Annotated in this window: 18 protein-coding genes and 1 pseudogene; 9 read left to right on the top strand and 10 right to left on the bottom strand. The window is 42.4% G+C overall.

The features are described 5' to 3' along the window. The first annotated feature begins 26 nt into the window (after positions 1–26). The 9 genes and pseudogenes from ABXT59_RS04235 to ABXT59_RS04195 all read left to right on the top strand — a co-directional run bounded on the left by ABXT59_RS04235 (position 27) and on the right by ABXT59_RS04195 (position 9,746). The gene (locus tag ABXT59_RS04235; RefSeq protein ID WP_443637934.1) at positions 27–1,988 is read left to right on the top strand and encodes a two-component system sensor histidine kinase NtrB; all 1,962 of its coding nucleotides are present in this window, start codon (positions 27–29) and stop codon (positions 1,986–1,988) included. Next, the gene (locus tag ABXT59_RS04230) at positions 1,985–3,025 is read left to right on the top strand and encodes an extracellular solute-binding protein (RefSeq protein WP_443637932.1); all 1,041 of its coding nucleotides are present in this window, start codon (positions 1,985–1,987) and stop codon (positions 3,023–3,025) included. Before ABXT59_RS04235 ends, ABXT59_RS04230 begins: the two co-directional genes overlap by 4 nt. A gap of 142 nt (positions 3,026–3,167) precedes the next feature. Further along, positions 3,168–3,485: pseudogene (locus ABXT59_RS04225) on the top strand (PfkB family carbohydrate kinase); the annotation flags it as partial. A gap of 284 nt (positions 3,486–3,769) precedes the next feature. Further along, positions 3,770–4,306, top strand: a complete 537-nt coding sequence (locus tag ABXT59_RS04220) for a histidine phosphatase family protein (RefSeq protein ID WP_443637931.1) — start codon at positions 3,770–3,772, stop codon at positions 4,304–4,306. A gap of 182 nt (positions 4,307–4,488) precedes the next feature. Next, positions 4,489–5,445 (top strand): nuclear transport factor 2 family protein, encoded by a 957-nt coding sequence (locus tag ABXT59_RS04215; protein ID WP_443637929.1) that lies wholly within the window; start codon positions 4,489–4,491, stop codon positions 5,443–5,445. A 168-nt stretch (positions 5,446–5,613) separates the two neighbouring features. Continuing rightward, on the top strand, positions 5,614–6,012 hold the full coding sequence (locus ABXT59_RS04210; RefSeq protein WP_443637927.1) for a phosphate-starvation-inducible PsiE family protein: 399 nt from the start codon (positions 5,614–5,616) through the stop codon (positions 6,010–6,012). 209 nt (positions 6,013–6,221) lie between these two features. Next, the gene (locus ABXT59_RS04205; RefSeq protein WP_443637926.1) at positions 6,222–6,878 is read left to right on the top strand and encodes an SOS response-associated peptidase; all 657 of its coding nucleotides are present in this window, start codon (positions 6,222–6,224) and stop codon (positions 6,876–6,878) included. A gap of 436 nt (positions 6,879–7,314) precedes the next feature. Beyond that, the gene (locus ABXT59_RS04200) at positions 7,315–8,385 is read left to right on the top strand and encodes a hypothetical protein (RefSeq protein ID WP_443637924.1); all 1,071 of its coding nucleotides are present in this window, start codon (positions 7,315–7,317) and stop codon (positions 8,383–8,385) included. 38 nt (positions 8,386–8,423) lie between these two features. Continuing rightward, complete coding sequence (locus ABXT59_RS04195) at positions 8,424–9,746, top strand: aspartate aminotransferase family protein (protein WP_443637923.1); 1,323 nt, start codon at positions 8,424–8,426, stop codon at positions 9,744–9,746. 342 nt (positions 9,747–10,088) lie between these two features. Here ABXT59_RS04195 and ABXT59_RS04190 read toward each other — a convergent pair whose 3' ends face one another. The 10 genes from ABXT59_RS04190 to ABXT59_RS04145 all read right to left on the bottom strand — a co-directional run bounded on the left by ABXT59_RS04190 (position 10,089) and on the right by ABXT59_RS04145 (position 21,793). Continuing rightward, on the bottom strand, positions 10,089–11,609 hold the full coding sequence (locus tag ABXT59_RS04190; protein ID WP_443637921.1) for a tripartite tricarboxylate transporter permease: 1,521 nt from the start codon (positions 11,607–11,609) through the stop codon (positions 10,089–10,091). 39 nt (positions 11,610–11,648) lie between these two features. Continuing rightward, positions 11,649–12,152: a tripartite tricarboxylate transporter TctB family protein gene (locus tag ABXT59_RS04185; RefSeq protein WP_443637920.1), complete on the bottom strand. Its 504-nt coding sequence runs from the start codon at positions 12,150–12,152 to the stop codon at positions 11,649–11,651. Between the two features lie 43 nt (positions 12,153–12,195). Continuing rightward, entirely contained in the window at positions 12,196–13,128 is a 933-nt protein-coding gene (locus ABXT59_RS04180; RefSeq protein ID WP_443637918.1) for a Bug family tripartite tricarboxylate transporter substrate binding protein, read from the bottom strand. Positions 13,129–13,715: 587 nt separating this feature from the next. Then, on the bottom strand, positions 13,716–14,489 hold the full coding sequence (locus tag ABXT59_RS04175) for a fumarylacetoacetate hydrolase family protein (RefSeq protein WP_443637916.1): 774 nt from the start codon (positions 14,487–14,489) through the stop codon (positions 13,716–13,718). 128 nt (positions 14,490–14,617) lie between these two features. Continuing rightward, positions 14,618–15,589 carry a 2-dehydropantoate 2-reductase gene (locus ABXT59_RS04170; RefSeq protein ID WP_443637914.1) on the bottom strand — a complete coding sequence of 324 codons (972 nt, stop codon included), beginning with the start codon at positions 15,587–15,589 and terminating at the stop codon, positions 14,618–14,620. Between the two features lie 9 nt (positions 15,590–15,598). After that, complete coding sequence (locus ABXT59_RS04165; protein WP_443637912.1) at positions 15,599–17,125, bottom strand: acyl--CoA ligase; 1,527 nt, start codon at positions 17,123–17,125, stop codon at positions 15,599–15,601. A 389-nt stretch (positions 17,126–17,514) separates the two neighbouring features. Further along, positions 17,515–18,237 carry an ABC transporter substrate-binding protein gene (locus tag ABXT59_RS04160; RefSeq protein WP_443637910.1) on the bottom strand — a complete coding sequence of 241 codons (723 nt, stop codon included), beginning with the start codon at positions 18,235–18,237 and terminating at the stop codon, positions 17,515–17,517. Next, positions 18,234–19,127, bottom strand: a complete 894-nt coding sequence (locus ABXT59_RS04155; RefSeq protein ID WP_443637908.1) for a phytanoyl-CoA dioxygenase family protein — start codon at positions 19,125–19,127, stop codon at positions 18,234–18,236. The genes ABXT59_RS04160 and ABXT59_RS04155 overlap by 4 nt, the downstream gene beginning before the upstream one ends. 234 nt (positions 19,128–19,361) lie before the next feature. Next, positions 19,362–19,664, bottom strand: coding sequence for a hypothetical protein (locus ABXT59_RS04150; RefSeq protein ID WP_443637906.1), 303 nt, complete (start codon positions 19,662–19,664; stop codon positions 19,362–19,364). Between the two features lie 77 nt (positions 19,665–19,741). Further along, positions 19,742–21,793: a tetratricopeptide repeat protein gene (locus ABXT59_RS04145; protein WP_443637904.1), complete on the bottom strand. Its 2,052-nt coding sequence runs from the start codon at positions 21,791–21,793 to the stop codon at positions 19,742–19,744. Between the last annotated feature and the right edge of the window lie 181 nt (positions 21,794–21,974).

Here is a 21,974-nt window from a genome sequence, read left to right as displayed (position 1 = left end):
ATTACTTCTCTCATCGATCTGTTCTAATGATATTGTTAATAAATTTAACCATATTAGGAATATCTACTTGGAATATAATTTTAAATAACCAATACATTGAAATAAACCTATCTCTAACGAAAAAAGAGGCGTCTAGATTAGAGTTAATTAACAATCTTAACTATTCATCTCTAGATCTAAATTCCTTAGATAAACAACGGTCTGAATATATATTTTTATTTTCTCATAACGAAATAATTAAAGAATATAAAAAAATTAAAAAAACCTTAACGCTATCTAAAGATAAATATTACATTGAAAAAATTAAGGATGTGGATAAGATAATTGAAGAGCTTGATAATTTTAAAAATACAATGAAGCTAAGAAATGACTACTTGTTTCATAAAAAAACGTTGCAAACCATCCTTAATAATAACATTTCCACAGACTATAAATCATTCTCTACTGAAGAAAGTGATATAGCGAGTTCATGGGAATTGCTGAAGGATGCATTGAATAGTTCTAATCTAATAACGCTAGGTGAGTTACGGAGAAAATTCAATTATTCAGTTTCTGGCCCTATAGATTCAATAAATTCTTCTCTAAAAGAAAACAGACAAATAAATAATATCGCTAGTGGTGCCAATGGTGTTTTTTCGACTACTAGAAATATCATTATAAAAAATATAAAACTAGAAGAGCATATCTATAATATACAAAAATATTCGTCAGTACTTATAAAAAAATTAGAACATAGCCTTGCTTCTCTGAAGGAAGAAAGGAGTAAAAAAGTACTGCCTCCGTTACTAAAAAACCAAACGTTAATGGCTATAAGTGTTATATGTATTTTTCTAATAATTCTTTTCATTGGTAAATTAATACTTTTGCTGCGTAGGTTCAACAATGCTAATATTAAGTCTATTGGGCTGCTATCTCGGTTTAATAAAATAAAAAATAATTTATATGAAAACCCACTAAATAATATTTTCTCCAATAAAAATAATACATATAATGAATTTCATGTATTTGTCTCTGAAATACTTTATAAGTTTTTATTACGAACTCAGGATATTGTACTTATACTTGATAAAAACAATAATCCAGTCATCAATAGTGATATTTTTAATATATACATAAAAAATTCAAACTCGCTAACTAGCCATTACAGCATCTATAATCAAAACTTAGTTTTTACTTATGCTACAAAACTAGATGAAAAATCCATTTTATTCCCTATTGATTATATTCATAAGGTAGGAAACTTTGAGCATAAAATTATATTCTTATCTCCACCTGAAAATGAAAGCAAAAATATAATAAAAAATGACCGGTTGGAGTCTTTAGGGAAAATATCCGGCGAAGTTGCACATGATATTAATAATATGCTTAGTGTAATTATTGGGTCTTTAAATATTTTGCGTGAATCAAAATATTTGGTGGCAAAAGAAGACTCTCGTGTTATTGATAAAGCACTATTTTCTGCTGATAAAAGTATTAGCATTATCGATCGTTTGTTAACCTTTGCTTGCTGTCAAAAACTAAGCCCTGAACTGGTTGATGTAAATGATCTGATTGAAGGGCTTTATGAGGTTATTTGTTTTACTAGTGAAAAACACACTACAATTACCTTAGATTTATCGCCTGATGTGCCAATTTTCTATATAGACCCAGGTCAGCTAGAAGCTTGCATTATTAATCTTTGTATTAACGCGATGAATGCCATTGATGGGGAAGGTCACATCATTGTTAAAACTAGCATTAGCCACTCTGAACATTGCGAAATTCTACAAATTTCTGTTGATGACAATGGGCATGGTATTCCTAAAAATATTCAAACCCGAATATTCGAACCATTCTTTACTGGCCAAAAGAAAACTGATGGGCAGGGGTTAGGTTTAAGTATGGCATATGGGTTTATTAAACAAAGCGGTGGGTATATCACTGTATCTAGTAAGGTTGGATTGGGCACCACCATGTCATTGGTATTTGAGTTAGGGGATAATCAATGAAACCATGCCATTACTTTTTATCTCCTTTATTTGTTTGCTTACTTATTTTACCAACTAGCTGGGCTAATGCAGAGAATCATAAGCTAAATATTATATGTAGTGCCGCGCCAGCTACCTGTAATGTTCTTAGAGATTCGTTTGTCTCTATTTATGATATCCCTACCAATATCGTTAGAATGAGTTCAGGAGAGGCACTTGATTTTATAGAAAAGGATAGTAGATCAAACAACCCCACTGATATTAGTTTCGATGTTTGGTGGGGAGGTACTGGAGACACCCACCTAAAAGCGGTGAAGAATGGCCTTATGCATAAGTTTGTGTCTAGTAATAAGACATTGCTTGGTTGGTCGACCTACCTTAGCGATATATCTGATGGGAATACTGTTGGTGTCTATGCAGGTATGTTGGGTATAGTTGCCAATAAAAAAGTGCTAACAGCCCAAAACTTAGACCTACCTAATTGCTGGTCTGACTTAGGTGACCCAAAATATCGTGGGCAACTAATTATTGCTGACCCTAATACCTCTGGAACAGCTTACACTTTTTTAAGCACTATTTTTCAAATATATGACCCATTCCAGCGGATACAGGTGCTTGCAGAGATTAAAGAAAATATTCTAAAAACGCCGAAAAGTGGCAGTGATGCGCTACTGCCAGTTGCTAGTGACGACGCAGCGTTATCGGTTGCGTTTATCCATGATGTGCCACTTTTAGAATACCAAAATCCTTCGTTAGCCATTATTATTCCCTGCGAAGGGACAGGTTATGAAATTGGTGCCGCCAGCATTCTTAAAAGCACTAAACACTTAAAAGAGGCTAAGACGTTTATTGAATATACCTTACTGGCCAGTACCCAAAATGTACTGACGAAAAAAATCGCATTACAAATGTACTCTAATGCTAATACGCTATCCTCGCCAGTTTATAACAACCTTAAAGATCTTAATGTAATTAACTATAACTTTAATATCTACTCAAGAGAGACCGTGCGCAACGATGTATTGTCTACTTGGAATAACTTAGGGAATGTTGATTAAACCGAGGCTCTGCTTAAGTTACTGTAAAAATCTTATCAAGTTTTGGAAAACCATGTTTAAAGTACTCTCTTTTGGAGAAGCTCTAGTCGATCTATGGTCCAACAATATCAGCGAAAAAGAATAGGTTAACGCACCCGAGTCTTTTACTAAATTTCTTGGTGGTGCACCTGCAAACGTTGCTGCAGCGGTATCACGTTTGGGAGGGAATGCTTTTTTTACAGGTATGCTAGGGAAGGATCTATTGGGTTATTTAATTGCTCATAGTCTAGCTGAAGAAGGCGTTAACTTGGATTTTCTAAGTCTCACTAATGAGGCTAAAACAGGCTTGGCTTTTGTGGCTCTTGATGGTCAGCGTGAACGCAGTTTTGAGTTTTATTGGCATCCATTAATGAGCGCTTCAACTCCACCGCAAAGTGTCCCCTGCCGACAGCCATCTGCACCATTTGCAGTAAGAAAGTAAATCGATTCAATGTTAGCATTACTTGCGTCCACACCCAGAAGATGGGACATCAAAACTGCTGCCTCCCAAAGACATTGCTTAGTTATAAATATTATTAGGGTTTAACTATTTTGGGGTTAAGCAAGGGTTGACCAACTAGCTTTTTATAAAGAGGATAGTTTTTGGTTGTAAAATTTATTTTGGTCATAAAGTTCACAAGCAAAGAAACCTCATATTCAGTAGAATGTGAGCATCAAAAGACGCATTAAATTCATTCATTTAATCAAAATTCAGGCTAAAATTACATGGCTATTTATTTTATTAGACACGGTCAATCTGAGTTCAATGCCGCTTTCAATGGAAAAATTGATCCAATGATTTTTGATCCAGCCCTCACAAAACTTGGGTTAGAGCAAGCCGAAAGTGCAAGAGTAAATATCTTAGAATTAGGCATTGACCGAGTGATCACATCGCCATTTACACGTGCAATCCAAACTGCAAAAATAATGTTTGATGGGATTTCTCCCATTGAGGTTCAGCTCGGCCACCATGAACTATTACTGCATAGCAGTGACATTGGCCGGCACCCAAGTGATTTAAAAGAAAGTTTTCCTGACCTTACTTTCGAACATATTCCATATTCCTGGTGGTATAAGAATAGCACCTATGGATCAACGATAGAGAAAGAGCCCCTTGAATTATTTAAAGAACGTATATCTAGGTTTGTTGTGGCCTTAGATCAAATCAAAAATGAAAATATAGCGATTGTGGGTCATGGCAATGCTTTTAAAGAAATCCTTGATCTTAAGTTAGACAATTGCCAAATACATCATTTTAGATAATGTTCTGGTTGATCCATGTATCTATTATAAATAAAAGATTATAGTGCAGACGGCATCAACCAATACTAGTAATATACTCTCGCAGCTTTTCTTCTGCCACACTGCCAAAAAATATCTCACAGGCCTCTTTTAGGCCCTTGCCGTTCAATAAGCTTAACTTTTAAGACCGTTATGGTGACCCTTTGAAAGACTTTGACCCTACGTATGAAAACCTGCCAGATTACATCCTCAAATGCACAGCGCAAATTTGGGAAGGCCGAGATATTGCGGCTCTTGACTGGCATTATAATGAAAATTTGGTGGTAAGAACTCCTGCTGGCATTAGCCAAGGTAACAGCGTAGGTAAAGCAAATACCATGGCAACGCTGACCGAGTTTCCAGATCGACAATTACTGGGGGAGGATGTGATTTGGTGTGGAGATGATGAACAGGGCTTTTTATCCTCTCATCGAATTGTGTCAACAGCCACCCACAGGGGTGGAGTCTTTGGCCCCACCACCGGCATTAAGGTTGTTTTTCGAACCATTGCCGACACTTTTTGCCATGGCAATCGGGTATGGGACGAATGGCTCATCCGTGACAATGGTGCTATCGCCACACAACTTGGCCAAACTGCACAAGATGCAGCCCAAGCGCTAATCGATTCAGGCGATTTAGCCTTTCCCCTGACCCCCAAGACTGACATTTTAGGACCCTACACTGGTGCAGGCAATAATAATGAGTGGGGTCAAAAACATGTAAAAATCTTGCAAAAAATCATGCTTACTGAGTTTGGAGTTATCGAAGACGCATATGATAGAGCATGTCATTTAGCCTACCCCTGCGGTGTTGAAGCACATGGAATTGATGCGGTGAAGGCATTTTTTATTGGCTTACGCAGTGCATTTCCTTATGCCGACTTTAAAATTGAACACCAGATTGGCCGCCATGATGCTATGTTCGGTCCGCGCAGTGCAATTCGTTGGTCTTTAACGGGTAAGCATGAAGGTTATGGTCGATACGGGGCACCCACAGGTGCAGAGGTTCATGTCATGGGGGTAAGCCATGTTGAGTTTGGGCCATGGGGTCTGCGCAGGGAAACCACACTTATTGATGATATTGCAATTTGGAAGCAAATTTTACTTCAAACCCAAGTGTAAGGCTGACTCAATGCAAGAAGAAGTTAAACCACTAAGAGTTGGATTAAAGCTCACTAATACGATTGAAGACGCTAGACAAGCTGTTGTGAGTTAACCCTAGTTATAGTATGTTCAAGGGGATGAACAACGCAGTTTTTCCAAAGTGACTTCTAGTTATAGGTCGAGGGTATGAGCATGACAAAAATGATTTTTGAATGGGGTGAGAAGTCAATTCTTCTTGTTATCGGTGCTGGGGCCTTTGCAGCTGCATTGATCGAAATATACACAGCGTTCATTGATTATGACCTGCAAATAGAAAAGCTATTCACACTTTTTATCTACGCTGAGATTATTGGCATGGTTGGCGCCTATACGAGTTCCTCAAGAATACCCGTGACCCTGCCTATTATCATTGCAATAACCGCCCTGTGCCGTTTGATTGTTATGCACGGCAAGGATATGGACGCGATGGTTCTTATGGGTGAGTCAGGTTCTGTGTTGTTATTAGCAGGGGCTGCGTACATCATGAGTCTTAAAGGAAAACTAAGCCTGGAAAAAAGAAAACTTCATCGACCCAAAATAGATTAGGCTCAATGTAGCGCTGGCAACACACCCAATACAAACCAAAAAATTGGGGGTCAAATTGTCTATGTATACCGAAATGATCAAGCAGAAACATTTTATGGTCGTTAAGTCATAAAGTGTTTTTGGTTTTTGTGCAGTATCAAAATATGTATGATTAAGCGAGCGCCAACAAAGCTGAGTCTTTTTGGTTTAGGCTAAAGGAGTGGGTTAACATGTGTGGTCGCCTCAATGTATCTGAGAATCCCTACATTCAAGCCCTAATGAAAGACCTCGGCATGCCCGTTTTGCCTGAGTTTGAGCCACGATGGAACGTGGCACCTGGAACGTTAATCAGTGTCATCACTCAAAAGCAAACCACTCAGGTGCGCTGGGGTATCGACTTTAATGGCTTTTCCCACCCCAACTCTCGTGCCAGCACAATAATTAAACGACCCGAGCTAAAAGACTGGCTGGCGCGTTATAAATGTCTGGTGCCAGTTAATGGGTTTTATGAATGGCCTGATGCTAAACTACATACACAATGGCGAGGGCGTGACACGCGATTCCACATATCAACACCCCAAGGTGCAATGTTCTTGGCGGCATTTGCTAAACCCACCGATACCGGTTGGCAGGCCAATATTATCACCACCGGCCCTACTGCAGAAATGGCAGAGTTCCATCATCGGTCACCTGTAATATTAGACACCAGCCAAGCCAAGAGATGGTTGAAGCTCTCAGATTCACAAGCCCTGTTAGACATGTGTCAACCATACACAGGCGAATTAAAAATTTATGAGTGCTCATCATTTGTCGATAACACTAGGCACGAAGGTGACCAATGTGTGGCCCCTGCAGGCAAGTACGCCGATCAAATTAGTTTGATATAGACCGGAGTGTTGATTGGGTGGCGATAATTGGGTGGTAGTAATTTTACAGTCGCAAGTTTCGATACAAGCCATCTGTTTATCTTGGATGCGATTGGCCTATTTCATTCAGCGTTATCTAGGCTTGAACAAGCCAAAATTTGAGCAATTTATCTCCTTAGATATAGATCAAGGTGATCTATAATCATCTTTTTAATGAAGCCATCCAGCCGATTGGTTGTGGCTTGTGGAAACAACTTTTCTGATCCAGTAGAGCATGATATTCTGAAAATTAGTTTCTTGCGTCGTGCTTAAGACTATAAAAGCAAACACAAAACACAAAACACAAAACACAATTCATGGTGCATAGGATTGATCCTCTGAGCAAACACAATGTTTTGCTTAAGGCGTTTGCTGCTCTAGACCTTGCAGTCGCTCAATTTTTTTGAGGTTTTTAACATTGACTAAACCCACACTTCTTATCTTGTCACTGGGCGAATTAAGCACAGCACTGCTGGAAAGTGTGGCGCGTTCAGACCTGTTCAGCAAAATAGTGGTTGGCAGTCGAAGCAGGATGAAAGCCGTGCAGCGTGCCAATAACGCTATTATTGGTGCTGGGATTGAAGGGTATTATCCAATCATCGAGGCAGAGGAGTTTGATATTGATCAACCCTCCTTTGTACACAATTTGCGTCGGGTTAATCCTGACATCATTTTTAGTGCCCCATCCTTGATGCCCTGGTGGAAATTAGATGGATCAAATAAGCCCGCCCTGCCCTTCGCTGGGTATATGTCACTGCATCTTTCTTTGATGGCCAAATTTAGGGATAGAATAGGCGAGGCAAATACTGGGGCGCTCTGGATAGGTGCGTCTTACCCAGACGTGATTAACCCAGTACTCAATAGATCTGGATTTGGTCCCGATTGTGGCATCGGCAATGTTCAAGAACCCATTCCAAAGATAAAAGCGGGTGTGGCACGACATCTTGACTGTGCACCATCAGCAGTTTCTATTCATCTGGTGGCACAACATGCCTTTGAATACTTCGTGTTAAACGACAATGCTGGCCAAGAGCTGCCACCCTATTTGCTAAAGGCAACAGTGAACGGCCAAGATCACACAGCGCTTGCCAACAAAGTTTTACGCGAACCCTTTGGGTTTCCTTATGATCTGCACTTCAATCGTGTTACGGCTTCGGCTGGTCTTATGGCACTTCGGGCGCTTACCTCTTCTACTGATGTCGATATTCACTTGCCGGGGGTCAAAGACTTGGTTGGGGGCTACCCTGTCAAAGTCAGCCGTTCAAAAATAGAAATATCTTTGCCACCAGAATGGTCGCTAGAGCAAGCACTTGAGGCCAACACCCAGTCGTTAAAATGGGACGGAATCCAACTCATAGAAAATGATGGAACAGTTGTTTTCACTGAAGCAACACAACAGGCTTTTCACAAGTTGCTTGGCAAGTCATTCGAACGTTTGAGCATGTCAAATGTTGATGCTCAAGCCAATGCGATTCTGGCGGCTCACTAAACCCTGACCAAGCAATGCAAACAAAGTAGGTAACAAAAATGCAAATGACTGAATCTGAAAAATTCTTCCAACGTGCAATGAAGGTGCTTGTTGAGGGCTGCAGTTCAGCTTCTCGCGGGCCAATGAACTATAAACCTTACCCACCCTACATGCGCGAGGGAAAAGGGGCACGTATTTGGGATGTGGACGGCAACGAATTTATTGACTGGCAGCTATCTTTCGGGTGCCTACCACTAGGCCATGCACACCCCAAGATTGTCGAAATCGTTCAGGAGAAAGTTGCTGGTGGTACCCATTTTGCTACTGCTTTAGAGGTTGAGGTGGAAACCGCCGAGTTAATGGTGAATATGTTGCCCCATGTCGATAAGGTTCGGTTTGCCAATACCGGAACTGAAGCCTGCATGACTGCCGTACGCATGGCCCGTGGTATCACCGGCAAGCGCAAGGTACTCAAATTTGAGGGCCATTATCATGGCTGGTACGATGGCCTGCTGGTCAGTACTAACCCTCAACCCATAACAACATTGGGCCATCCTAATGATCCAGTGCGCATTCCCGACAGTTCAGGCCTCACACCTGGCTCGATTGAAGACACGCTTGTCTGTGTCTGGAACGATGAAGAAGCACTGGAGCGAGTGTTAGAAGCACATGGCCGCGACATTGCCTGTTTAGTCATGGAGGGGGTCATGTCCAATATGGGGGTAATTCCACCCAAACCGGGCTATCTGAAGCGGGCCCAAGAACTGTGCCGCGCATATAAAGTGCTATTCTACCTTGATGAAACTGTGACTGGGTTTCGGGTTGCTCCAGGTGGTGCTGCGGAACTGTATGGTCTACAACCAGACATCGTCACTTATGGCAAAGCCCTGGGGCAAGGTTTTCCAGTGGCTGCCATTGCAGGCCCTGATCACATCATGGAAAGCATTGAATACGGTAAGGTATTACATTATGGCAGCCATAATGCTCCACGTTTGGGACTATATGCGGCCAAGACTATGCTGGAAGAGATGAGCAAAGACAATTTTGCTAACTTCAAAAAGATAAGCGACATCGGTGAGCAAATGACGCGCAGGCTCAACTTGGTAGCCAAAGAAACAGGGCAAAATATGGTCGTGCAAAACGTTGGTTCTATGTTCCACCCAGTGTTTACTGATCTTGATGCAATTACTGGGTATCGTGATTTCTGTGGCACGGTTGATCTTGCTAAATATGGCGTATTTTCCCAGTTAATGCGTGATCAGGGCATATTCTTTAGCGGCAACAAAATTCTGCACAATCTAAGCTGTACAGAACATACGCAGAGTGACATCGATGTCTCAATTGAAGCAGCCGGAAAGGCTCTGGAACAAATGGCGAAATAGAACCCTAATCAAGGCGCCTTGCAAAAGGCGTCTTTCGCTTGAGCTAATTGGGTTGAAATAAATGGGGGCAACCCGACCGAACGCTTTATTATTCCCCTAAAGGAACCTTATAAATTACCACTAGAAAGTATAAGGATAGACGATAAGTGAATTTTTACTGTTCTGAGCATTAGCAAAGCACACAAATCTGCACTATGACATTTACCTAGCAGCAATGTGGGCCATGCCCAGTGATCGAGGTATCTTCGACTGATCAGGCTAAAGATCTTTGTGCGAAGCTAGGTATTGATTCAAAGATGTGTAGACCCTAAAACTAGGGTCTTTATTTGGAACGTGCAAACACTAAGACCTTACGGACTGATATTTTTTATAGGCCATTTTAAGTAAGGGCAAAAATAATAGCAATAAGGCCACAACCATGATTGGACCTGCGTATGCCCGATTAAAAAAGATAGAGAAAGAACCATCACTAATAATAAGAGATTGGCGCAGAGCAGGCTCAGCTAATGGCCCAAGTACAATCGCAAGCACTGCAGGTGCCAGTGGATAGTCCAGTTTGCGCATCAAATAACCCACAATTCCAAAAGCTAACATTAACCAGACATCGTGCATGTCCTGGGTAGGTGCGTAGCCACCAATGAGGCATAACACAAAAATGACAGGCGCTAATATGGTAAATGGTGTTTTTAATATCTTTATAAACACAGGAATGAAGGCAATATTAATTAAAAGAGCAAACACATTGGCAGCATACAATGATGCGATGAGTCCCCACACAAAATCACCGTGATCTACAAATAATCTAGGACCTGGTTCAAGACCCCAAATAACCATGCCCCCAAGAAGGATGGCTGTTGTAGGTGATCCAGGTATGCCCAGCGTCAGCATTGGCAGCATTGAGCCAGTACTTGCTGCATTATTTGCAGCCTCTGGTGCACAAACACCCTCTAAAGCGCCGTCACCAAACTTCTCAGGCTCTTTTGATATTTGTTTAGCTACGCCATAGGCCATCAATGAACCAGGTGTGGCGCCTGCTGCTGGCAGAATGCCAACAAAGTAACCCAAAAAGGATCCCATGATGGTGGCTTTCCAAGTTTTAGCCAAAAGTTTGATATTAGTAATAGTTCTTTTAACAGTCACATTGGCTTCTGACATCATACTTTTGCCACCGCCAAGCACATGCTCCTCTACGGTCCAGAGCATTTCTCCAATGCCATAAATGCCAATCGCCAACACTAGAAAATTAACTCCGTGCATAAAGCCTATAATATCCCAAAGAACTAGGCGCGGTTCCCCTGAAATAATATCAAAGCCAACCGCACTCAATACGAGGCCAATACAGATTGAAAATAACGTTTTAAACAGATCGTCATTACCTAAACCAACAAAAGTGGCAAAGGCCAACATCATCAGGGCAAATTCTTCAGGTGCGCCAAACACTAAGGCCACATGTGCTAGTGGCGGGGCAAAAAAGGTAAATAAAATGACAGCGATGGTGCCACCAATAAAGGATGCAAATGCAGCCCCTGTTAAGGCTAAGTCTGCCAAGCCCTGTTTTGCTAACGGACGCCCATCAAAAGTCGTTGCCACGGCAGTAGATGCCCCAGGAATGCCCAGCATAATCGACGAAATAGCGCCACCATACATGGCACCGTAATAAATAGCTGCTAAGAAGATGATCGCACCAGTCGGGGGCACTAAGAAGGTCAACGGTAACAATATAGCGACACCATTAACCGAGCCAAGACCTGGCATGGCACCAATAAATAAACCCAGCGCACACCCACCAATAATCAGTAATAGATTTTGCAGTTGAAAAACGATCGTAAAACCATCTGCTAACAGCCCTAAAATTTCTAACATTGTATTATCTCGTTACTCTTGCACTTAACCATTTTAAAACTATAAAAACATCTTATATAAGGGTAGAAACAGCGGTTCTGTAATCCCTTTTGGCAGGATTATCTTGAGAGTGATCTCGAAAAAATAAAAAATGATGATGGGAGTCACCACCGCAAAAGTGATGGAAAAAAGCCACCGATGTTTTCCTAAAACTCTCAGGTAGAATAATAGGAAAAGTGGCAGTGCACCATAAATGCCAATGTACGAAAATAAGGCAACTGTGATAATGAGAGAGGCTGCGACCGACCCAACCTCAATAAAGACATGAGATTGAATATACGTTTTCATCGAGTTAGCAATCTTGCCCTTTCTACGGAACCAGTTATAGATAATTCCAAAACAAGAAATGAGCATTACTGCTGAAAGCCAAAAGGGCCAGGCTCCTCCGCCTGGCCCCTCATCTTCTACCCATCCTATCGGTAATTCAAAACTTTTATACATTAGGTAGATGGAAAAGACCCCCATCATTATTGCCATCAACAATTCAGCTGTGCGCACTGTCATGATGAAAAATCTCCTCAATCTACCTGTAGGTTGCAAAAAAAGTTTATTTAATTGCACCCATATTCTTAAGCATCACTTCATGCACGTCACGCTCTTTCATCCAGTAACTCATTAAAGCGTCACCTTGCAGTAAGTCACCTTGTAAACTTTTCTTGGTGCGGTAGTCTTGCCATTTCTTGGAGTTGAAAACGTCCTTGAAAAGTCCTTGGTAATAATCTGTAGCTTCCTGACTCATGCCTGGAGCACCAACGACTGTGCGTTGCATGTAATAAACATAGTCCTCGCCAAGCTCCTTAAACGTGGGTGCATTGGGGAATAATGGCAAACGCTCGTCAGTAAACGAAGCCAAGGCCTTAGTGGTACCCGCCTCATAGAATCCTAACTGCTCAGACGGATTGTTAACCGTCGAGTCTGCATTTTTGCCCGCTAGTTCCTTAGCTACCTTACCACCACCCTTATACGGGACATACTTCATCTGCAGTCCATAGGCTCCATTTAAGAAGTCAGTGAGTAAGTTATCTTCTGAGTTTTTGCCAGTTCCCGCCATGATCCAATCTTTACCTTTGGCCTTTGCTGCCTTGGCAAAATCAGCCATGTTATTGATATCTTTGCGGTCCGAGTGCACCCACAACAAGAAGGTATCTTCTGCCATGCGAGCAATGGGAGTAAAAGTAGCGATATCGACACCCAACTTGGGTTGGCGCAATGGAGTGGTATAGAAGCTATTTAAGGTGAACATAATAGTGTGATCATTTCCTGACCTACCATTGACGTGAACGAGTGCTTCAGCACCTGAGCCCCCTGCTTTGTTGACAGGAGTAAAGGGTACTGGGGCCATTTCATTTTCTGCAATGATACTTTGAATCAGACGCACTGCTTTGTCGGCTCCACCACCTTTGCCTGCCATCACCACAAACTCGACTGGTTTAACGGGTGTCCATCCGGCAATTGCAGCTGGTACAGAAACTGTTGACATGATACCCACTATTGCTAAAAGTGTAATTTTCTTTACCACTTTGAAATCCTCCGAAATTTATTTTTGTATATTCCTTAGAGCAACCGATGCTCGTAAAACGAGTATATAGCGCTAAGAAGCAAATCGTCAGGGTCCTAAAATGGGTAATTGTTAAATTAGTATGGTCAATTGTTTGTAAAAAAATTACACACTTTTTTATATATTAATTACTTTTAAGAAAATTTATAATAAATACATATCGTTAGTATTTTGTAATCTATGCTAAAAAAGATTTTAGGAGATTATTCTTAAACATCAAAAGCTTTTTTAGTGTCACTGCCCGCGCATTTTAGGTCGCACTTTGGATAGTATGGGAGGGTATTGTTTAGCTGCTCAACGTATCTTTTAAAGAAACTTATTTCCTATGCTAATTAAAATTTCTTAAGAGCATGGTTTAGTGCACTATGCTACTAATTTGATTTGGCTGAAAATATTTGGAATTTAGCTATTGAAGGGTTAAAAAGTGCACTAAATGCAAACAAATTGGGAGTGAAATTGGTGAGTTAAGTCTTAACTTTCCAACAGTTAAGACCCCATTGACCACAATCTCAACTGGGGGAGAACGTATTTTCTAGTACCCCAATACCATCAATGATAACCTCAATCTTTGTATTACTTTTCATTGGCATTGCACCTAATGAAGTACCACACGCAATCACATCCCCAGGTTCCAGCGTCATGTCAGCTGACAAAAGACTGACCTGTTGGGCAGGTGAAAAAATCATATCAGCGACGGGGTAGTTTTGGCGTTCTCGCCCATTAACCAGTGTTCTAACGACCAGTTGTTCGACCTTGTCCAAGGTCGAAATACAAGGCCCTATGGCTCCAAAGGTGTCAAAGCTTTTCGCCCTAGTCCATTGTGAAAAAGCCTCTTTTTCATGGATCAGTTGCATCGCAGTGACGTCATTGACGCAGGTGTAGCCAAAAATATACTCTTCAGCCTCAGAAACCTGGATGTCTTTCCCCTTCTTGCCAATCACAATACCCAGTTCTCCTTCATAAAAAATTCGCCCTTGGTAAGACGCTGGAGGCAGGATTGGTGCGGCATTGCCAATCACACAACTGCTTGGCTTAAGAAAGTAATATGGCGCTTCTGGAATTTCATTACCCTGTTTTTCAGCTAAGGCATAAAAATTATTCCACAAAGCAATTATTTTGGCAGGATTGCAAGGGGCTAACAGAGTGATCTCATCGAGTGGCCACGTCTTGCCTGAGGGCTCATTTGCATTAAACATATCACCTCGGTATTCGGTGATATAAGTCTGCTCTATTTTACCAAAATGAATGTCACCATCGTGTTCAAATCTTACCCATTTATTCATTATTTTACTTCCATGCTATTGATAAGGGTCTTATCACTTTATCGTATCGTATTGTATTTTTTTACTCATCAATAAAGACCTAAAACGCTCTCGTTCTAGGTCTATTATTAATGACGAGTACTGACTTTTTAATAACAACCTGCAATGCGACCGCGTTGCTGAACTATTGGCAAAACTGTATCGATTGTGGGGGTTTCAACGCCCGTAATACGGCCTAATTCTTGTACGGCAGTCACTAGCGCATCAATTTCCATCGGTCGCCCTAAAGTCACATCCTGCAACATTGATGTGGTATGTGCACCAACACCCGCTGCTCCAGCAATGCGTTTGTCAACATCGATAGCGAAGCGAACACCCAATTTCTCTCCAATGGCTTGAGCTTCGAGCATCATGTTTCTTGCCACCATTCGCGTTCCAGGATCTGTTGCCACAACATCTAAGGTGGCGTTTGTGAGCGCACTAATTGGGTTAAAGCATAAATTTCCCCATAACTTTACCCAAATTTCATCTCGAATATTTCTAACTGGTGCTTTGAAACCTGCGTTAATCATCACCTGTGATAACGCACGCACGCGCTCAGTTTTTTCCCCAGAGGATTCGCCCAAAGTAAATCGGTTACCATCAATATGACGAACCACTCCCGGTTCTAATATTTCACAAGCAGGGTAAACTACACAGCCAATTGCTCGTTCTGGCCCAATACCGTCCCACTGCTTTCCACCTGGGTCTACACTTTCAATTTTGTGGTTTTCCCATGCCCCATCAAACTTGTAGAAATACCACCAAGGCACCCCATTTACTGCAGTCACAACCGCTGTATTTTTACCCAACAAAGGTTGCATTGCATCAACAACATTGGGCACTGAATGCGCCTTTAGTGAGACGATAACAAAATCTTGCTCACCTATATCCGCTGGATTATCAGTCGCAAATGGGTGCGTCACAATACGCTCACCATTCATCTCTAAGGTCAGCCCATTAGCCTTAATTGCTGCCAAATGCGGACCCCGCGCGATGACAGAAACTTCCTCACCCGCCTGAGCTAATAATGCTGCGATATACCCACCGATAGCACCTGCACCATAAATTGTAATTTTCATCTTATGTTTTTATCCAGCTAAACCTAGTTTTTCAGCAAGTCCAATACGTTGTAATTTGCCTGTTGCTCCCTTTGGAATTTCATCCAGAATAAGCACTTTTCGAGGCACTTTAAAATCAGCCAAATGCAGTGCAGTAAAGGTTCTAATGTCCTTTTCATCAGCAGTCATGCCTTCCTTCAAAACTACCGCAGCAGCCACTTCTTCCCCTAACTTTGGATGGGGCATCGCAAAGGTTACACATTGCTGAATCGCTGGATGGTCCATTAACACTTCATCCACTTCACGGGGTGAAATCTTCTCACCACCTCGGTTTATAATTTCCTTCAATCGACCCGTGATGGAGACGTAACCTTCTGCATCAAGGACGCCTTGATCGCCCGTACGGAACCAACCATTGGTAAAGTTTTCTTCATTGGCCTTGGGGTTGTTTTCATAGCCTTTGGTTACGTTTTGGCCACGAATAACAATTTCACCCACTTCTCCATTTTTGAGTATCTCACCTTCTAAACTCATGATGCCCACTTCTGGACCAGCAGCAATACCCACAGTACCTGCTTTTCTCACTGCAGGCGGCAACGGGTTACTGGCCATTTGGTGAGCAGCTTCGGTCATGCCATAAGCTTCAATCACTGGCGCAGCGAATGTATTTTCCAATTCGGCCATAACCTGAGGCGGCAATGATGAAGATGAAGACCGAATAAAACGCAACGGCACAGCATCAATGATATCTTTGCTTCGAGCAGCCCGAGTAAGTATTGCTTGGTGCATGGTTGGAACGGCAGAATACCAAGTTGGTTTTGAATCATCCATCCAGCTAAAATACTTTAAGGCATTGAATCCAGGCGTACAGTAGATGCTGGCGCCAGCTCTTAACGAGGATAAAACAGTTGCGATGAGTCCATGAATATGGAACAGAGGCATGATATTTAGGCAACGATCCCCAGGCACTAATGACAGGGTGTTCATGATATTTTCAGCCGAGCTAGTCACATTAATGTGGCTAAGGGGCACTATCTTGGGTCGTGAAGTCGTGCCTGACGTATGCAGTATCAGTGCAATATCGTTTTCATCGACGGCGTCATTGCTTGCTGCAGCGTTTGGCGCAGTCGTCTCAAATGTTAGATCAAAGTCACCCGCAGCATGACTGCTATCAATGACTAAATTAATCAGGGGAATACCCAACTTTTGAGCGGCCGCGACCGCCGGTGAAGCACTACCTGCCTCAACAACCAAAGCTTTGGCTTTTAAATCATCTAAATAAAACTCAAACTCCTCTTGGCGATACGCGGGGTTTAATGGCGCCGTTGTCGATGCGCCTGAGATAGTGACAAATGCTGTGGCCATTTCAGGGCCATTTGGCAAGACGATGGCCACTCTGTCTTTTTTTGTGATACCGGCTTGGCTCAATGATTGCTGGGTACGTTTTGATAATGAGCGGATGGCCGCATAGCTCAATGGAGAGCGGCCAGGGGCTTTAATCGCAATAGCGTCATCATGACCGATATTGAGTAACTCAGAGGTAGTATTTACAGACACAATAAACATCTCCAAAAGGGAGTTAAGGTAAATCCGTTCGCTTTAGTCATGCTTTTTCATGGGCATTTTGAGTGCATACGGCCAAATAGACTAACAAAATTCTACCTTATAAGTTAAAAAAAACTTAGTCGTTAAAGTATTCTGCTTTATTTTGTGTCACCGCATGCAAGTTACAGGTCGTTCCTTGAATGATATTTTTGCAATCAAGTATTTTCCGTTGTCATTTGTGGTTTGGGCCAAGGCACAAGATGGGTTTAATGATTAATTCTAATGAGGCATCAGCTCAAATTTATTGCACTTGGTTAAAAATCAAGTGCTCAGTGTGTCAAATGGCGCCCAGAGTTGCATTCGATTTAGCGCTTTATAATAGCCAATGAATTTTAGTGAGGCTATGTGTTCAAACCATGACTGGGGTATGTGATACCCTCTAAATGACGACGCCAAATATCAGCAAGCAAGCCTGTGTCAATTAAATGGTTTAAAGCTAAATCAAATGCCTGTTTAAGTTGGCTTTGGTGTTTTAGCATGGCCCCACCCCATAAATTCGCTGTATTTATGGTAAACGCAAGTTTGTATCTAGGATCTTTGAGAAGTGCTTCAAATGCGGGTTCATCATCTACCACAGCATCAACGTCCGAGTTGCTCAATGCGTTTACCATGTCTGCAAAGACATCGTCTGACTGACCTGAAAAAGCGATGGGTAAGCACCCTAGCCATGCTTCTGCCAATGTCATGTTGGTGCTACCCGCAATGGCGGCTACTTTTAAACCTTTTAAGTCTGCAGGTTTAGCTACCTTTGAATCGTCTCGCACTAATACAGATTCATCAAACGCAGCGTAAGGTCTGGAAAAGAGCAAGCGTTCTTTTCTGCCTTGGGTGATGGCACAACCACACCATATGGCATCTGCTTTATTGGCTAACAAGACTGTTTCGAATTCAGACCATCGGGTAAATAACCATTTGAGTTTTAAGCCCAATTGCTGAGCTAACATTTGAGCGACTTCAGGTTCATAACCAAGGCGCTCACCCTTAGCATTAGTGCTAAATAAAGGCATTGCATCTAAGTCTGCACAAATTAGTGTTAAGTATCCTTCGTTGACTGTGCGGATCACATTGGCTCCAGAGATACTAAATAATCATCGATGGTTTCGGTTCTGCTGCCATCTTCATGCCATAAAATAGGAAAATAGTTTTCATCTAAAAGGTTATCACCTAGGTGTTTGTAGCGGCTATAGATAGGACCTATGCCCTTGTCAAATTTAGTGGGGTCATATTCTGCATCACAGCGCATTAAATGCAGCACCAACGCTCGCCGAGGCGACGCCGTTTCATTAGCGCCAGAGCCATGCCAAGTCCAGCCATGATGTACAGACCCACCTCCAGCTTTTACCTCAACATACTCAATCTGAGGTTCCACACCTTGGTTTTGAGCAGCATGATGCATGGGCTTGTGATAATCTTCAGGCCCATGAAACTCACCAGAGGGTGTGCTTTTTTGCCATTGGTGTGAACCTTTAACAAATTCTAAAGTGCCACCAGATTGAGTGGTATCGTCTAAGGCAATCCAGCAGGATATGAGGTCACTGGGGCTAAACCATGACAAGTAGGCACTATCTTGATGGTAGCCCAAGGACCTGGCTCCTTGAGGTTTGGCGAGTAGATTGTCGATCATAATTCTAACCCCAGGCCAGCCCGCAAGTTGCGCAACACTGCGACCTAAGGATTCACTCAGCACTACCTGTGCGATGGTGCGGTTAGCCTTCCAACCATTGCACACCTGACGCGTCAGACTTGGATCACCCGACCCATATTGCCAGTTGACTTCATCTGGTGTAATGCCGGTTTCAAAGATTCCATTAAACACGTCATCAAAGGCCTGGTGTAGCTTTAACAGTTGCTCAGGAGGCAATATTTTATCGACTACGAGGAAGCCTTGTTGTCTATAATCTTGCTTGTTTTGATCCGTTGGGGTGAATAACATAATGATTTTAATTCCACTCATGCATAGCTCATGAGTATACACACTAAAAAATGACGACACAGCCATAAAATGCGGATGGCGTTAGACAAGAGTATGACGGGAATAGATGGGCAACAGGTGAAAAATAAGTGAGGTTAGCCTTTAGCAAACACGAACAAAGCAGGTGCCGATGAGCATTCGCTTTAATCCGCTTAAAAGTGACATGAAAAAGCACACACTAGATCGATAATCCAATATTTCTGCGTTATACAATACTTAAAAGCGAATGGTCTTGCCTTGCCTTATCCACGCTGGAGAATCAAACATGGATGGATCAGCTTTGATGTCAATTTCTTCTCGCCTTTGCTGCAACGACATTTGAAAAACAGTTATGTTGGCTGCTTCAATCGTGTCATTTAACTGGGCTTGATCAATCACTTCAAGGGTCATTAAGGCATCAGCAAAGCCACTAAAATATTGTTTGCGATCTTTAGGCATTGCACCTTGGTCTCGGTAGGTGCAGTAAACGTCGATTAGTATGGCTTCTAATCTTGCCACTGCGGTTTGTGCTTGATTCATTATTAGGGCCTTTATTGATCAGTTTTTTGAACCTGAGGCAAAACCACACTTGAATATTGGCCTATGCAGTCAACAAGTCAAACCTCTGCATAGTCAGTATCTAAGCAGCGCTTAGACATTTTCTCAGCTTTGGAAATAGCCGATGTTGTCATGAGTTTAGCCACTTGATCTTTGTTTTTAGTGCCTCGTTTATTGCCGTTAATGGCACTCAAGTTATACCACATGTATGCGCGTTCTCGATCTTTTGCAATGCCACTGCCATCTTCGTACATAAACCCTAGATTAGTTTGCGCTTGGGCATGGCCCTGTTTAGCCGCTAAAGTGTACCAATGAACGGCTATCTTGCCATTTTCTTCAACACCTTTGCCATCTTCGTACATTAGCCCTATGTTAAGCTGAGCACTGGCATTTCCTTGCTCTGCTGCTAAGGTCAGCCATTTAATCGCCATCAGTTCATTCTTTGGTGCGCCATCGCCACGTTTATAAAAGAGCCCTAAATTGTATTGTGCTTGAGCGTGACCCTGCTCAGCCGCTTGGCGATACCATTCAAAAGCTAAAGTCAGATCTTTTGGAGCACCTTCGCCTGTTTCAAAGGCTACAGCCATATTGTATTGAGCTAAAGCAACGCCTTGCTCAGCCGCTAAGGCGAATAGTTTTAATGCTGTTGGGGCATTTTTTGGCACGCCTCTACCTACTTCATACATTAATGCTAAGTTCAACTGGGCTTCTGCATAGCCCTGCTGAGTCGCAAGAATGTACCAATGAGCTGCTGTTTTAGAATTCTTTATGACGCCCTTACCCTCATCAAACATGAGCCCCAAATTAAATTGAGCACTGGCATTATCCTGCGCAGCAGATTTGGTAAACCAAATAACAGCAGCTTCATCACTTTGGGGCACGCCATCACCCCGTTTGTGCATGAGGCCCAGCTGATATTCAGCTTTTGCATGCCCTTGTTCCGTTGCTTTGCTATACCAATTTAAAGCTGCTGAAATATTTTTTGGCGCACCTTCTCCATTGGCATATGCAACACCCATATTAAATTGAGCCACCATGTGCCCTTGTTCTGCAGATTTAATAAACCAATACGCAGCGAGTTCACTATTTTGAGGAATCACTTCACCAAGGCTGTGCATGTTGCCTAAATTAAATTGAGCTTTGGCATGCCCCTGCTCAGCGGCTTTGGTATACCAATAAAGGGCGACCTTACCGTTTTTGGGAATGCCATCGCCAAGGCCATACATATTGCCAAGATGATATTGAGACATTACATCCCCTTTTTCAGCTGCTTTGGTATACCAATAAACAGCAGCCTCACCGTTTTGGGGTACCCCTTCACCGCGTTTGTACATTAATCCCAAGTAATTTTGGGCAGGCGTATAACCTTGTTCAGCAGCTTTGGTACACCATTTTAAAGTGGCTTGCTCATCCAGAGGAGCGCCATCTTTACCTCGGTATAGTTGTGCCAAATCATATTGGGCTTTAGCATGCCCCTTTGCTGCAGCTTTGGTGTACCAAAGCGCAGCAGTATGGGTATTTTTTAATACCCCATAGCCTTCGATATAAGCATGGCCCAGATTATATTGAGCTTCAATATGACCCTGTTCAGCAGCTTTGCTAAAACATTCAAAGGCAGTTTGATAGCTCTGTGAGACTGCTTCTCCAGCTAAATACATGCGTCCTAGATTGGATTGAGCGTTCGCATTACCCTGCTCAGCAGCCAAGATGAACCACTCGGCAGCAGTCTTCTCGTTCTGTTGGACGCCATGCCCGTCTTCATATAAAAAAGCCAAATTGGTTTGCGCTTGAGCATGCCCCTGCTCAGCCGCTAGCGTAAACCATTGCGCCGCGATCTTGTCGTCTTGTGGCACACCTTCGCCATTATGATACATAACCCCTAAGTTACATTGAGCGTTAACGTAGGCCTGCTCTGCTGCTAAGGTAATCCACTTAGCGGCTGTCTCATGATTTTGTAGAACACCGTGCCCATTGTCGTACATTAAGCCCAAACTAAACTGAGCCTTTGCATCACCTTGCTCTGCTAAGGGCTTCCACTGCGCTAGAGCTGTCTTAAAATCACCTGATTTTGACGCCTCACGACCTTTTGCAAAATTAGTTAGCACTATCATTTTATGGCCCAATAGAAATTCCTATGCGTTATTTTTTAAACGTCCATGCTCAGGGTGCTTGGACTGTGAAAAGCGCGATATTATAAAGGCTTTTAAAAAATGGTTATAGACGGGAGAACATTTGTCATTCTCAATCTTAGCTGCCTTAAAGCATACCAAGATCAACTAAAACCCCCATAAA

It is taken from the genome of Candidatus Njordibacter sp. Uisw_058, from assembly GCF_047730065.1.
Taxonomy (GTDB): domain Bacteria; phylum Pseudomonadota; class Gammaproteobacteria; order Pseudomonadales; family Balneatricaceae; genus Njordibacter.
This window is presented reverse-complemented; position numbering and strand designations above follow the sequence as displayed.